Here is a 15455-nt window from a genome sequence, read left to right as displayed (position 1 = left end):
TTTTGAATTTTATGGTCATCCTACTGTAACAACTAAGCCCAGGCAATATACTTAAGTTATAGCTAAAATCATTATATTCACGACATATTTTAAATCGTTTAGCTGGATCGGCTATGCAACCTGTAGGGTAGTAGTTTTTATTTGAAAATTATGATTGTCAAGACAAAAAAGTATAAAATGGCTAGTAGCCTTTATATAAAATTAGGAATGCAAAATATTTTACGCATGCAATGGTGGATTTTTCCGCTGCTTGTTCTTTTTATGAGTAGTACCTTTTTTATAAAGACGATCTGGTTTGTGTTGGTTGGACTGCTATTTTTTATGGGGTACTTAATTTTTTGGGTGATTCAATTTTATGGACTTACACACTTGGATGCCAATCGTGCTATGTTTGAACGCATAGCCTATGAAATCAATAACCAACATCTGATGATGCAGATCAATTCAAAACAAGGAATGCCTATAGCATGGATGGACATTACAAAGGCTTATAAAAAAAAGGGGTATTTTCTATTGGTATTATCTAAAGTTCAGTTTTTTTATCTTCCATTTAAAATTTTTCATGGAGATAATGAGATCAAATTTTTGACCACTGTATTGCAACGAAAAGGGCTATTAAGGTAATTTGTCCATGAATAATGAAATGTTCTATCATGTTCTATTTTGATCCTATTTTATTAGGCGGTAAATTTGCATGGTTCTTAGCTATAGTTTGTGCAGCAAAGCATTTAAATTAAATCATTTATATAGATGGCCATTCTTAAAAAAATTAGAAAGACGGGCAATCGTTTTGTCGTTATAGTTATCTTCTTTTTATTGATTCTGTTTTTGGGTAGTCAGCTCACCCATTTTCTCCCCTATTGTTTAAGTGGTAAAGATCAAATTGGTAGGCTATTTGGGAATAAAATCAGTTATATGGATTACTGTAAGATTTATGAAGAGGTTTGTCATAATCTGGTCAGTAGAGGTAAGCGGCCAACTCAAGAAGAGCAAATTCGTTTAAAAAATGAAGTATGGCATCAGTTGGTTCAAGATATGCTCTATACAAAGGAAATAAATCAAGCTGGGATTGTGGTAGGTGACTGTGAACTAGTCGATTTGGTACAGGGTGAACATATTGATCTAGAGCTTATAAACGCTTTTAAAAATCCTGAAACAGCTGCATTCGATAAGAAAAAATTATTGAACTATCTACGTAACTTATCTACAAGTCAACAAGCATGGTGGTGTGAGGTTGAAAAAAAGTTTGCCCTAAAAAGAGCCAAACATAAGTTAGACCAGCTTATGGTACACAGTTGTTTGGTTACTGAATTAGAAGAAGCGCAAGCTGCACGACGTGCTGGCCTATTTTGTGATGTAGATTATTTGCACATTCCTTTTACTTTGGTGCAAGATGATTTGATTCCTATTACCAATCAGCAATTACGCGACTATATGGCTGCCCATAAAAACGATTATACTGCTGCATCAGAAAGCAGAACCATCCAGTATATTGCTTTTCCTATTCAGCCAAATGAAAAAGACATTTCTGAATTTCACAAAGAACTTAGTTCACTTACAGTGCAATTTTCCACTACAACGGATCCCTATACTTTTGCTAAACAGCAAACAGATGGCCATGTTACCGATACTAGTTTGAGCTGTACAGCTGATGGATTACCCGATGCCTTTACCACCATAAGGCATACCCTAAAAGAGGGCATGGTAGTGGGACCCGTTGTCAATAATGCTTTCTATACCCTGTATAAGTTGGTAAAAGAAGAGAAAGGCCATTATGAAATAGCGGTCATTGAGAAAAAACCAATAATCAGTGACCATACCCGTAATACCCATTTTAAGCAGGTAGCCCATCTTGCTGATCAAGTTAAAAATTTGGTTGATTTGGAAAAATTAGCTGCTAATAACCATTTAACCATTGAAAAAGAGACAGTAGTCCCATCAGATTATACGGTTGGTATCCATGCAGCTGCTCGAAAGGTGGTTTGTTGGTTGTACAATAAGGCGGTTGTAGGAAAGGTTTCTCCCCTTTTTGATTTGGGAGATGTCTATCTATTGGGCGCGATGGTGGACCAAGTTAAGGTAGGGGACTTACTTCCTTTGGATTCAGTTCGCCACAAAGTTTATCAAAAAGTGCTGCATCAGGAAAAAGCCAAATTGATTTTGAATAAACTAAAGCAAGTGGATGGGCTTACGTTAGAAGGTATAGCAGAAGCATATGGCGAGGGTATAGCCGTACAGTCGGTAGATCGATTGCGCTTTTTGGAAAATAATCTCCCTCATTTTAAGCAAGCCCAAGCTTTTGTAGGAAAATGTTTTGGCTTAGCCTTAAATGTGATCAGTGATCCAATTGTGGATGAGACAGGGATCTTTATTGCCTGTGTAAAGCATAGAGATCAGGAAGCAGCTGCCCAAGAAAAGTATAATCAAAAAACGTACCAGATAGAGCAATGGATGCAGCCTTATTATTTTGTTAAAGCTATGGAAGAATTGGCACAAATTAAGGATGAAAGGTATAGATTAGAGTAATCTAATGATTATACATTATTGAACCATTTGTATCCTTTCTCAGACAGCAATAGATTAATCTTTTATCCATAGCTTTGATATAATAAAACAAGCAGTGTGTAGCGTTGTATCCATCACGGTTTCAATAATTATTTTTACAATCAAATTAGTTTTTCTATACCACAAATTTTTATTAGATTGCTTGTTATATGTATGATACATCTATTTTAAAAGAACAATTGGCTAATCCTAAGCAAGTTGGCGTGCTGATGCATGCTAGGCCTGATGCAGATGCACTAGGTACCTCCTTGGCTTTGGCTTTATTTCTAAGGGAACAAGGTCATTCTGTTCATGTAATTGCGCCAACCGAATATCCTGCTTTTCTATCTTGGCTTCCGGGTGTAGATACGGTGATAGTAGCAGCCCATTATACGCAGGACGCCTTGTTGGCCCAAATGCAGGACATAGATCTACTATTTTGTGTAGATTTTTCTGCCCTTAGTCGTTTAGATGAATGGGTATATTTATTGAAGCAATCTGATGTATTTAAGATTATTATTGACCACCATATAGAACCAGAAAACTTTGCAGATCTTTTATTATGGGATCCCCAAGCAGCGGCCAGTGCAGAAGTACTGTTTCAAATTTTTGAAGGATTGGAACAGAAAGAAAAGATAACCCCTGCTATTGCCACTTGCTTGTATGCTGGTCTGGTTACCGATACCAACTCTTTTAAAAATCCAAATACTAGGGCTATTACCCATCGTATTGCAGCAGATTTGATAGAATATGGTGTAGACACCTTTAATGTCCAACGACTTATTTATGACAATAAGTCTCTGAGTAGGTTGCATTTTTTTAGCTTTGCAGTTAGTCAACGGTTGGTTGTCCTATCTCCGTTACATGTAGCTTATTTTGTTATTCAAAAAGAAGATTATAAAAGATACGACTTAAAGAGTGGTGATACGGAAGGATTGGTAGATTATGCGCTTTCTCTAAAAGACATATCTTTGGCTGCCGTTTTAAAGGAAAAGGATGACACGGTATATCTTTCCCTTCGTTCTGTTGGTGATTTGCCAGCCAACCTAATTGCTAAAAAATATTTTAATGGTGGAGGACATAAAAATGCTGCAGGAGGCGTTTCTCATTTGAGTTTAGTTGAAACGGTAGATCGTTTTGAAAAAATATTGCAAGAGTTTTGCCTTTAATTATTGATACAATTATATGAAACGCAAAATAGTATGTACCTCGATCACATTGGTACTATCCTTGGGGTTAATCTGTTACAATCATCAATACCATTGCTATGGCTATCCTTTTGTAACCACGCCATCGGGTCTTTCTTATAAAACCATAGGGAAGAAAAGTAGTGGAAAAAAGGTACAAGATGGCCAGTGGATTCAAGGCTTTATTACTATTAAAGTCATTCATAAAAAAGAAGCAAACGGGGACAATCATAAGGAAAGCATATGGATCAATCAACAAAAATACATATTCCCATTTAATAATGATTTTCACTTAAAAAATAAAAAAATAGCTGAGATGATGGGTATGATGCAAGAAAAGCAGCGAATGGTTTTTAAATGTACCCCTCAATACTATTTAGACGAGGAAAATCCAGCCCGTTTGGCGCAACTTTTAAAGCAATATAAATTAAACCAAGAAGATACATTATTAGTTGATATTAAATTAGATAAAGTTATGAACCATGAAGAGTATAGCCAAATGTTGGCCAAATGTCGTAGTGCGCAATTAGCCAAAGACAAGCAGCTTATTATAGATTATTTAACTACCCATCATATTCAAGCTTCTTCAACTGATTCTGGTCTTTTTTATACAATTGATCAACCTTCTCAAGGTACGCCTGTAGTAAAGGGTCAAACCATTAAAGTCCATTATACCGGTAGACTATTAGATGGTACTATTTTTGATACCAGTGTAGAGGAAGTTGCCAAAGCCAATAACCTTTATAATCCACACAGGGGCTATCAACCATTGGAATTTCGAGTAGGTGAAGGTCGTGTTATTCAAGGATGGGAAGAAGGTCTATTATTGCTCAAAAAGCATGAAAAAGCACGTTTGTTTATACCATCTATTTTAGCCTATGGCCATGACGGTGTAAAAGGTGCCATTCCTGAAAATGCAATTCTATTATTTGAAGTAGAAGTGGTAGATCTTTGCTAGATTCATGCGTGGCAACTTATTCAGATCCTACATGGTAGGCGCACGTTTGTTACGTTGCATGGACAATTGGCTAATAGATCTGGCTTGTTATTCACTTTCGAGTGTGTATTAGCTATTTTATTTGCGTGTGTATAGAAATATCCAGTAGATCTATAAGTCGATCTATTGGACTATTTTTCGTCTACTCATCCATCTGTTATTGGTCTACTATATGCAATATCTAGCTTTATGTATTATAATTTTCGAATACTTGATAGCCAGCAACTGCCACCAGAAACCTGCCGCATCATTGGAGTTAATGCCTTTAATGGTAGCCGTCAAAAAAGGTGAATTTGAAAAAGTATGTGGCTGTTTGGATGGAGGTGCAGATCCTAATATTAAAGATCGATATGGCAATACTGTGTTACATTGGGCTGGTTATTGCGATGAAGATGGTCTTATTACCAGACAGTTGCTTGAGAAAGGTGCAAAGGTAGATGCCTTAGACAAAAATGATTGTACCCCTTTAGATTGGGCATACAAGCAGAATCATATACTTCCTATGAAAGCATTGATTGAACGCGTAATAGATCTGAAAATAGAACCTATCCCATGCCAATATGGTGAAACTTTGTTATACTGGGCTGCTGGGTGTAAAGGTGATAAAAATAGTAATGAAATGGTTGCCTACTTATTGTCATTAGGATTCGATCCCAATCAACCGGATAATAATGGTTGTGCTCCATTGCATTACGCAGTAGAGAAGGGAAATAAAGAAATAGTCCAAACGCTTTTAGGTAAAGGTGCCAATCCCAATCAACCGGATAACGATGGCTGTACTTCATTGTATTACGCAGTAGAGAAGGGAAATAAAGAAATAGTCCAAACGCTTTTAGCCGCAGGTGCGGATCCGAATCAAAAAGATAAAAAGAATCAGATTCCATTGGATGTTGCTAAACAGAATGATGTCGTGGTTCAATTGTTATTACACAGATAAATAGTATAGCCTCGAATCGATGTAACATGCACATGGTATCCATCTATTGTTGTGGTATAGTTCCCCATACAATATCGTATCACTATTTTTTTATTTGATTTATAAACGGGTTTTACTATTTATTAAACTTTTTATGTAAAGTACATATGATCATTGATGACGACCTTTTAAATAAATTGGCCTATCTTTGTCGGCTTGAATTGCTGCCACATGAGCGGAAGAAAATGCTCCATGACTTAAATGCAATGGTAGATTGGGTAGAACAATTAGATGAGCTAGATGTAGACAATAATGTTATGCTGGGAGAAAAACCTTCTAAACTAGAATCTAGTAGCCTCCGTTCAGATGTGGTATCGAATTCACTTTCCCATGCAGAAGCCTTAGCGCTTGCGCCCAGTAGTGATTCAAATTATTTCAGGGTACCCTCTGTAAAAGGCATAACGGCTTCTGTAGAATTATCTGAATCAACTTAAATGAACAATCAGACCCAGATGGATGCACAAGATCCACCTAAAACATTAAATGTTAAAAAAGTATGGCTTCCCATATTGGGTGGACTAGCTGTTACCCTATTTCTATTTTATAGATCTGGTAAAATTTCGAGTGAAATAGTTACATTATTGTGTGACCCTAATTGGAAGTATCTATATATGGCTTTTTTGGCTATTCTGTTACGAGAAGTTGGTCATATATATAGATTACGTGTCTTAAGCAATCGTAGCTTGCGTTGGACCAGTTGTTTTTATGTAGCTATTCTTTGGGAGTTTGGGACTGCTGTAACTCCATCTGTGGTAGGGGGAGGATTAGTGGCTATTTTTCTTCTATCTAAAGAAGGATTATCACTGGGTAGATCTATGGCCTATATTGTAGTGCTGGGGATGATGGATAATTTTTGCTTTCTTTTAGCAGGTTCATTTGGTTTGGCGGGAATATATGATCCCATTTTTGCTATGGCAGGATCATTCTGTAGTAGCATCAAGCACTTTTTTATTATTATTTATATTTTTTTCTTCCTGTATAATTTGGTAATGGCCATTGGTGTCTTTGTAAACCCCAAGTTATTAAAGTGGATTTTAATCTATGTGACCAGTATCGCTTTCCTAAAGCGATGGCGTCGATCGGCCTATCAGCTTAGTAAAGATATTATAGTGACTTCACATGAATTTAGAGGGAAAAGCCTTCTTTTTTGGTGTAAGATGTTGCTTTGCACCTTTTTAATTTGGACAGTTCGGTATATTTTAATGAATTGTTTAATTGCTGCCTATTGTCCTACTTCTTTTGGCCAACACCTGGCTATTTTGGGCAAACAAGTAGTCATGTGGACATTGATGTTGGTGCCTGCTTTACCAGGTGGCAGTGGCATTGCTGAACTTTTGTTTCAGCAATTTTTTGAACCTATGCTAGGAGACTATACCTTACTAATTGTGCTGCTATGGCGTATCACTACTTTTTATATTTACTTGATTTTAGGAGCCATTTTGCTACCTAAGTGGCTTCAAAAAAGGTTTAAAATGAAAGTATCTTAGTGATTTTAGTACATTGGTTTTGTTGCTTTTCTTTTAAAGGATGTATGAAATTAATCTTTAGGTTTAAAGCTTAGTGATAATGTTTGCTATTGCTTCAATATGGTTATTCTAGTTTTATATAATCTAAAAGTGACCTAATATGGAATTTAGATATGTAAAAAACAATTTCAAAATATGAAAAATTATATTATCCTATGTTATTATTAACATGTGTAGCTATGGATTGTACCAGCAACACGAAAAGTAAGCCAGTTGTTCATTCTAGTAAGTTGAATTAAAAAAATGATTCTTCTAAAAATGATAAAACAGAAATAGAAACAGATGTAAATAATAAAAACAAAGAAGATGAGAAGTTATTAAGTTTTATAATGATGCTTGACTCATTCAATGATCTAGCATCCTGATTTATTAAAATAAATTTTTATTAAAAAATAGATCAACCCCGTGCATAGAATTTAATCCTGTCTATCCTGTTAGCATGGCCATTTCAGTAATAAAAAACATTTATATCTTTCAAAAAAACAAATAATCGGATCTAAAAACAGGTATCTACTTTTGAGCACTTTGTTAAACTTATGGTCGCATAATACCTAAAATTGGGTATAAGGGAGAACCCTATATAAAATCAACCACAGACGCGATAAAGCCCCTGCTGTACAAACCAGTGGTCCCGGAAGGACTCGAACCTTCAACCTACTGCTTAGAAGGCAGTTGCTCTATCCATTGAGCTACGGAACCTAAAATGATTTTATTTAGTTTTAGTTATTTGGCAAGCTTGCGCTACTAAAGAGATAGAAGCTAAGTGCAAAAGAAGTTAAATAAAGTTAGTTGATATTTGGCTATCAACTTATCAGTCGGAGCGGCAGGATTCGAACCTGCGACCTTCTGCTCCCAAAGCAGACGCGATAACCGAACTACGCTACGCCCCGAATCTACAATAAAAAGCGGATAGGGGGGGATTCGAACCCCCGGTACAGAATAATCCATACCGCAGTTTAGCAAACTGCTGGTTTAAGCCACTCACCCACCTATCCCTATAGCGCTTTACCTATTAAGCTAAGTAAATTTACTGAAATTATACTAAAAACGTGCATATAATTTATAAAAAACAGACTAAATTGGATATAAAATTAATTTTAACTGGTCTATGGCTCTTTGAATCGTTCTGCCAATGTATGCATGGCTAGATTATGGGCTGCTTTTAATAAAATACCACTATGCTGAAAGGTATGTCTATCTAAATAGTCGGCTAATGTTTTTTTATTGGTAAAACAGTATATTTTTGCATGGGGTCGTTGGTGGGCTGCAAGGGTTAAAAAAGGACCACATAGCAGTACCCGATCATAATGGGGTTGGCAAAGCTGTTCAACTATTTTGTTATGCCAATCAGTAGTCTGATTGCCTAAATCAGCCATATCACCTAATATAACGATACGGTATTGTACCTTTAATTGCACCAATGCATCAAGCGCGACCTGAACAGAAGCAGGACTGGCATTGTAGCTATCTATAATCAATTGATTGCTTCCTTTAATCACTAATTGCATCCGTTGATTGGTAGGAACATAAGCTTCAATGGCTGCGTGGGCTGTTGCAGTAGCTATATTAAAGTATTTGGCCACACAAAGCGCCGCTGCTATATTGTGTATATGGGCTTTCCCTAATAAATGGGTGGAAAAAATTTTCCCTTCTGCGGTTTTACAATGCAGGTAGGGCGTTTCACCAACCAACTCCAGTGGTGCAAAGTCACTGGGTTGGGGGTAGGTAATGGGTTGACTAAATTGCTTGCTTATGCTACGCAATAGAGCCATTAAGGTGTTCAAAAAAACAGTACCACCTGTAGTATATAGATAATTATATAACTCTCCTTTGCCTTGGATAACACCTGTGATATCCTCAAATCCTTCAAGATGCGCAGCGCCAATAGCCGTAATCATACCATGTGTAGGTCGTGCTAAGTTGCAACACAAGGCAATATCTCCTAATTGGGTAGCACCCATTTCTATAACTGCTATTTGTGTATCCTGTTGTAGGGACAAAATCGTTAAAGCGACTCCAATAAGTGTATTTAAGTTGCCTTTGGTGGCTACTGTTCTGTAAGTGGTCCGCAAGGTCTGATAGATAAGCTCTTTGGTAGTCGTTTTACCGTAAGAGCCCGTTATGGCTATAACTGGAAAAAGAGGACCATATTGAGACCTATGGTAACCAGCCAATTGAATAAGTGTAGCAAGACTATCTTTAACTAAGATATAAGCAGATGATGGCCTTGCATAGGCAGGATCATCTATAATTACATAAGAAGCCCCTTTTGCTAAGGCTTCTGCAGCAAAAGCATTCCCATTAAAGGAAGGACCCCGAATGGCAAAAAAAAGTGCACCTGGTGCAAAATCGCGGCTGTCTGTGGTGATAGACCGCGTTGTTAGATATTTCTGATAAAGGGTTTCTATAGCAACCATAGATGGATAGATAAAATTATAGCTTTTTTGGATCTAAAGTTTATTGTATATAAATCTTTGTTTTGTTTAAATTTTGGGTATGATCCGGCGATTGGTTTAGGGAAATGATCAAAAGTAGCTACCTGTTTTGTAGATTCGATTATTTTAGGTTTGTCTATTCTATTTAATTTTTTGAATATCAGATTTAGATAACCCAGTAAATAGCATGACCTTTTCTAGATAGTGTCGTCATAAAAAGTTAGCCCATAAATGGATACATCTAATTTGGACAGCTGCCAAGAAGGATGCTGTGTTCTTTGCATACCTAGTGGAGATTCCTCTCCATTGCTTAATTTTGAGAAACATATTCTCAATAAGATGTCGGAATTTATATAAATTCTTGTCAAAATAACGTTTTGTTTTTCTGTTTTTCTTGGAAGGGATAACAGGAACAATACCTTTTTCTATAGTATATTTAATGATTTTATCGGTATCATAGGCACGGTCTGCCAACAAATGCTTTGGAGTTATCCCCTCAATAAGATATGGAGATTGGCTACAATCAGCTCTGGTACCTTCTGTGATAATAGCTCTGATCGGCATACCAGACGCATCCACGGCCAAATGTAGCTTCGTATTAAGCCCCCTTTTGTTCGACTCATAGATTGGTTGCCTCCTTTTGCACCCGTTCCATGTATATGTACTTTAATATAAGTAGCATCAATCATAAGCCATTTAAAATCAGTATTATTAATCAGTTTTTCTAAGATCCTCTCCCATATACCATTATCTCTCCAGCGAGAAAATCTACGATGAGTGTTTTTCCAATCTCCATAGCTCGATGGAAGATCACGCCAAGGAGATCCTGTACGTAAAATCCAAAATACTGCATTAATAAACAGTCTATTATCTTTGGCAACAGCTCCCCAACCTCCTTGTTGACCTGGAAGTAGAGGTGATAAAATAGACCATACTTTGTCTGAAATATCATGACGGTGAATCCATTTAGACATCTATAAATATAATTGATGTTATGATCTAAAAATATAATATGAACTACAAAACAAATATACAAAATATTTCATGACGACACTATCTAATTCGAAACCATCTTTAACCATAGCTCTAGCTATAGAAATGGCTTTTTCTTTTTCGCCCTCTAGTTTACCTTTTTCTTGACCTATTCGGATGCCTTCTTGTCTTCCTTCTTGTCTTCCTTCTTGTCTCCCTTTTTGTTCTGCTTCTTTTCTATATTTTTCTATTGTATTGGCTTCTATTCTCAACCATTTCAAGTGGTCTTCATACGCCATTCTCTCTTCATCAGTGAAGTTTAGCGTATCTAAAACATGCAAGGCTTTTTTCAGTGTATGGATGGCTAATGGTTCTGGTAAGTTATCTTTGTTGAGTAAATCATGACGGGTAAGAAAGGCCGTCCAAATGTCTAAAGAAGTTTTGATCTTCTTTAATAAACTATTTAGATCTTCTTCTGGATCTTTACTGAACTTAGTCAGCTCTACAGTGTGTAATTCTAAATCCCTAAAGTAGGGTAATCCAGTCTCTTGTTCTGTGATACGAAATACATTATGATACTTAGGATTATCTGTTATAGATACAAAATTAAGAATATGGATTCCTATTGCTTTATTTAAAGTAGCATAGTCCTGAGCAACCTTTAATTGATCGGTATACAACTTGGCCCAGTAGTATAAAGCACGTTTATCATAATCCGCTTCGTCTGTAATTTGAATTTCTATATTAAACCTTTTTCCTGTTTCACTTAAGGCTTTAATATCTAGGATAGAGAGTTTGTCGCTTCTAAAACTTTTTGGGTTATAAGGATTTAATAGCGTAACCTCTACTACCTGATCTTCTTTGGAAACCGTAGCATTGATCAGCGCAAGCAATAGATCTTTATTTTCTTCTACTCCAAATATTTTCTTGTAGAGTAAGGGGCTACGGAATGGTATAATTAACATAACATTATGACATTAAGATTGATAACATTCTAAACCCCTCCTCGTGGAACTGAACGTGAACCTTTCGGTTCATTCAGCTCGAGCCATCTAAAGTACTTCCTATAAGCACCGGCAACTAGCTCTGATGTAATATTTTTAATTTCATTTACCATCATTAACTCTATATACTATTCAGCGTTAGGATAACGCTCTTTAAAGTAAGCGAACCACTCCCTACAAAATGGATTAGCTGCTGCTCTTATTTTTATCTGTCTACGAATCGGAAGGCTGGTTGCATTAAATAATTCTTTAATTACCAGTTTACCTTCTTTTATAGTCTTGGATAAGAAACACCAACTGCGTGTGCCTTTTGTCTTAAAGTATTTCTCTTTAATCCAATAAAGCCCTTTGTTAGGATGCCTCCTTTTCGACCATCTCCATAGCATTTTAAAAATTTCGTGGTCTACCTTCTCAAAGACTTTCCTTGCACATACTTTATGGTGATAATATGCCCATCCTCTAATTAGGGGATTGAGTAGATCTATCAGATAACCTTGGGTTTGCGCTTGGTTTTTCTTGATTGTCTGACGCACTCTATCCAGCAGCCTCTTAATACCATCTTTAGATGGTTTAATGATTATACTTGCACCATATTTACGCACATTTTGGCTGAGAAAATCAAAGCCAGACCTTACATGCGTTATTTTTGTTTTCTTAGATGCGAGATTTAACCCTCTTGTTTCTAAAAATTCCTTCAATAACGGTAAGACTTGAATTTCTAATATTTCTTTAGATTTTCCTGTGATTACAAGGTCATCTGCATAACGTATCAAGTAGACTCCACTTTTCTTGCGTGGTTTGTCTCCTTTCTTACCAAATTGCTTCGATATAATAGCTTCTATTCCATCAAGCGTCATATTAGCAAGTGTAGGGGATATGATACCACCTTGTGGAGTACCCCATTTCGTAGAGCAAAACATTTGTTTTTCAATATAACCAGATTTTAACCACTTTTCTAATATCCTTGTTTCCATAGGAATATTATTTAGTAGCCAGTTGTGGTCAATTTCATCAAAACACTTCCTGACATCCACTTCTAAAATCCATTCTGCACGATTCTTTCCAGCCAAAGTTTTAAATATTTGGCTCATAGCATCAGCCGTAGAGCGACCAACTCTAAATCCATATGAGTGGTTATCACCTGTAGTTTCTGCTACTGGTGCTAGTCCCATGAGATGTAACGCTTGCATCGCTCTGTCTTTCATGGTTGGTATGCCAAGTGGCCTGCTACTCCCATCTGATTTAGGAATATATATGCGCCTTAATGGTTTAGGCCTATAACCTATATGCTTTAATTCAGTAATAGCTTCACATTTTGAACTTAAGGATTGCCACAGCTGACCATCTACTCCAGCTGTACATTTCCCTCTGTTGGTTGTAACGCGTTGTACTGCTAAAGCTTTACCACTAAAGCTACGAGTTAAGATGTGTTGTAGAGCTTTTACTTTATTCCATCTTTTCGATTGTGTTGCCTGAACAATACGAGTTTGTAGCCTTCTAATGTTTTTAGCACATTGTTGCCAATTAATTTGACGCCAACTGGTTATTTCATTGAAAGATGCACTTACAATTTTATTTGTAATCATTTGCTTTCCTTTCTTCAAAGGTTCTATAAACGCTCTCATCCAAGATGACCAAGTGGAAGTGGGCTCTTTTTCAAACCAAGTAACGTTTAAACTTGTATCTTATTCATTACAAACAAGCATTCGCTTTTTCCACTATCCCATGCCCGCACACCGAAAAACATTGCTTGAAAGACGATATACGGGTTTTCCATGTTCCACCAATTAAACAATAATGCGGGTTAGGATTGATCTATACACCGATGACTGTTTCGTTTGCGTATCAGAAGCATTCAATCTGATAACCTAGTCATACACCTTTTGGTTCAAGCCTATCAGTGTCTTTGGCTTGCTACGACCTTACGATGTTTACAATCATTCGCGTCTGCTATCCATACCGCACACCCTAGCTCCCATACCGATTGACACTACCAGTATCTTGTCTTCCTCACGGATTCTTCTTTCTCCCTAATGGGTGGGATTCATTGTCCTAAACGCTTTACGTAAAGCATTACTGCTGGTACGTAGTTTAGTAGGGTACAAGTGGCAAAACACTTGGTTCAGTCAGAGTTAAATCCGCTAAACAATTCAATTGATGACCTCATGTCACACGAAGGCTAGGTCTACTTTTGGCGTAATTTTTTCCATAAACACTTTCTATCTACTTCTTTCCAATCAAATTTATATAATATAATTAGACGCTATAATATACATACTTTTTATAGCATATAGTAAAAGAATCTTAATACCTATTTACGACAGAAAACGCGATAGAACCGTTTATTGGACTGTAGGGATGGCATCTAGTGATTTTTTGCTAATTGCATGGCGCGTTTGACTGGCCAAAGGGTAGCCAGTAGACTAAATAAAGTAGTTAGCATAGCGGTGTATAGGAAATCGAACGCATGGATTGCTACAGGGTAAGCCACTTTATGGCTTACTGTAGTAAAAGTAACGATTCCAAACTTTTGCTGTAAAAAGCCTAATCCCCCACCAAGCATAAGGCCGTATAGAATACCCTTTAAGGCTACCAGCATCCCATTATATAAGAAAATTTTACCTATATCTCCTGGTGTAGCGCCTAATGAAATCAGTATTGCTATATCTTTTTGCTTTTGTAATATGGACATGCACAGCATAAAGAAAATATGCAGTGAAGCTAAAAGCAATACCAAAGCAAAAATAAAGCAAACGGAAAGCTGTTCAATGAAAATAGCCCTACGTCGTGTTGCATTTTGCTCAGCTTGATTGGTTGCTTTATAGCCATGTGGTAGTAGTTTTTCTATGTTTATTTGCGTGTTACGAACCTCGGCTGTAGGGTGTATGACCACCTCCCAATGGGTACGTTTATTTAAACCATTGGTCAGTCCTTCTACGAAGCGAATAGGCGCAATGATATATTTGCCATCTATTGGAGGCGCTATAGAGAAGAGACCATCTATCTCTAAAGTGGTACGCTTATAGGGCTTATTGAGATGGTGGCTATCCTGCTTTGGATAAAAAACCTCTACTTTATTGTTGTGCGTAGTCCATTTTAAAAATTGGGCAACGCCTATACCTGCCGTAGCTTTAGGCCTCTCATTCGTTAAAAAAGCAACCCCATCCATACGTTTGCAATTTTTATAAAAATCACTTACGGTAAAATTATTCGAGACGCCTTTAATCGTTACAATAGCTTGCTGATCAAGCAAACGGATCAGTGCAGTCACTTCTAATACTTCTACTATATCGGTTACACCAGGAACATACATAATTTGTTTTTTTATCTCTTTATCAGATAAAAATGTTTTTCTTGTTTGGTGTTCTATTTTTAATACAGGTGTATAGGTATAAAATAAAGCAGATAATAACTTTTGCATGCCGTTCATGGTAGCCAATACGAGTAATAAAATAGCCGTACCCAATACCATGCTGTAACAAGCAAGTCTAGATAGCCTATATATTAGTGTAATTTTGCCCTGTTTTTTAACATAACGTTTGGCAATAAAAAAAGAAATTTGCATCTAAAATCAATAATTTATATTATGAGACCGTTGCGATAGATAGTTATTGTAATTTTTGATAAGGTTGTAGTTGTATTTTTAGTAGTTTTTATGTTAAGGATGCATAAATTTAGTTATTTAGTGATTTTCAAGTTAATCTTTGTATATTTTAGATATACCATCCCCCTAAAAACCCTTTAAAATGATATTTGGAGCTCTATATAAATTATAGGCTATAGATTCCATAACATGTTGCGTATGGGTTTTATC

General features: G+C 36.5%; 12 protein-coding genes and 3 tRNA genes. 7 read left to right on the top strand and 8 right to left on the bottom strand.

Features of this window, described 5'->3' with window-relative positions:
• The first annotated feature begins 150 nt into the window (after positions 1-150).
• From ACRRVB_RS04330 to ACRRVB_RS04300, 7 genes are all read left to right on the top strand, one after another.
• A complete protein-coding gene (locus ACRRVB_RS04330) occupies positions 151-624 on the top strand; it encodes a YcxB family protein (RefSeq protein ID WP_432466742.1) in 474 nt (157 codons plus the stop codon).
• 126 nt (positions 625-750) lie between these two features.
• Positions 751-2526 carry a SurA N-terminal domain-containing protein gene (locus tag ACRRVB_RS04325; protein WP_432466741.1) on the top strand — a complete coding sequence of 592 codons (1776 nt, stop codon included), beginning with the start codon at positions 751-753 and terminating at the stop codon, positions 2524-2526.
• A 188-nt stretch (positions 2527-2714) separates the two neighbouring features.
• Positions 2715-3713 carry a DHH family phosphoesterase gene (locus ACRRVB_RS04320; RefSeq protein WP_432466740.1) on the top strand — a complete coding sequence of 333 codons (999 nt, stop codon included), beginning with the start codon at positions 2715-2717 and terminating at the stop codon, positions 3711-3713.
• Positions 3714-3729: 16 nt separating this feature from the next.
• Positions 3730-4689, top strand: a complete 960-nt coding sequence (locus tag ACRRVB_RS04315; protein ID WP_432466739.1) for an FKBP-type peptidyl-prolyl cis-trans isomerase — start codon at positions 3730-3732, stop codon at positions 4687-4689.
• A gap of 298 nt (positions 4690-4987) precedes the next feature.
• Positions 4988-5665, top strand: coding sequence for an ankyrin repeat domain-containing protein (locus ACRRVB_RS04310; protein ID WP_432466738.1), 678 nt, complete (start codon positions 4988-4990; stop codon positions 5663-5665).
• A gap of 146 nt (positions 5666-5811) precedes the next feature.
• On the top strand, positions 5812-6138 hold the full coding sequence (gene gatC / locus ACRRVB_RS04305) for an Asp-tRNA(Asn)/Glu-tRNA(Gln) amidotransferase subunit GatC (protein ID WP_432466737.1): 327 nt from the start codon (positions 5812-5814) through the stop codon (positions 6136-6138).
• A complete protein-coding gene (locus ACRRVB_RS04300) occupies positions 6139-7191 on the top strand; it encodes a lysylphosphatidylglycerol synthase transmembrane domain-containing protein (RefSeq protein ID WP_432466736.1) in 1053 nt (350 codons plus the stop codon).
• Positions 7192-7856: 665 nt separating this feature from the next.
• Here ACRRVB_RS04300 and ACRRVB_RS04295 read toward each other — a convergent pair.
• From ACRRVB_RS04295 to ACRRVB_RS04260, 8 genes are all read right to left on the bottom strand, one after another.
• A tRNA-Arg gene (locus tag ACRRVB_RS04295) sits at positions 7857-7929 on the bottom strand.
• Positions 7930-8045: 116 nt separating this feature from the next.
• A tRNA-Pro gene (locus ACRRVB_RS04290) sits at positions 8046-8120 on the bottom strand.
• 16 nt (positions 8121-8136) lie between these two features.
• Positions 8137-8225: transfer RNA gene (locus ACRRVB_RS04285), tRNA-Ser, on the bottom strand.
• A 111-nt stretch (positions 8226-8336) separates the two neighbouring features.
• Entirely contained in the window at positions 8337-9647 is a 1311-nt protein-coding gene (locus tag ACRRVB_RS04280) for a UDP-N-acetylmuramoyl-tripeptide--D-alanyl-D-alanine ligase (protein ID WP_432466735.1), read from the bottom strand.
• A 228-nt stretch (positions 9648-9875) separates the two neighbouring features.
• Positions 9876-10639, bottom strand: a protein-coding gene (locus ACRRVB_RS04275) for an IS5 family transposase (RefSeq protein WP_432466339.1) whose coding sequence is annotated in 2 segments (ribosomal slippage) — positions 9876-10267 and positions 10267-10639 — 765 coding nt in all. Because the reading frame shifts where the segments join, the coding sequence is not laid out codon by codon here.
• An 18-nt stretch (positions 10640-10657) separates the two neighbouring features.
• Entirely contained in the window at positions 10658-11602 is a 945-nt protein-coding gene (locus tag ACRRVB_RS04270) for an Rpn family recombination-promoting nuclease/putative transposase (protein WP_432466734.1), read from the bottom strand.
• 167 nt (positions 11603-11769) lie between these two features.
• Positions 11770-13266 (bottom strand): group II intron reverse transcriptase/maturase, encoded by a 1497-nt coding sequence (gene ltrA, locus ACRRVB_RS04265; protein WP_432466047.1) that lies wholly within the window; start codon positions 13264-13266, stop codon positions 11770-11772.
• A gap of 740 nt (positions 13267-14006) precedes the next feature.
• Positions 14007-15206, bottom strand: coding sequence for an ABC transporter permease (locus tag ACRRVB_RS04260; protein WP_432466733.1), 1200 nt, complete (start codon positions 15204-15206; stop codon positions 14007-14009).
• Positions 15207-15455: the final 249 nt, after the last annotated feature.

Source organism: Candidatus Cardinium hertigii (genome assembly GCF_050864855.1).
Taxonomy (GTDB): domain Bacteria; phylum Bacteroidota; class Bacteroidia; order Cytophagales; family Amoebophilaceae; genus Cardinium; species Cardinium hertigii_C.
Note: the sequence above shows the minus strand (reverse complement) of the source record. Positions and strands in the feature narration are given on the sequence as shown.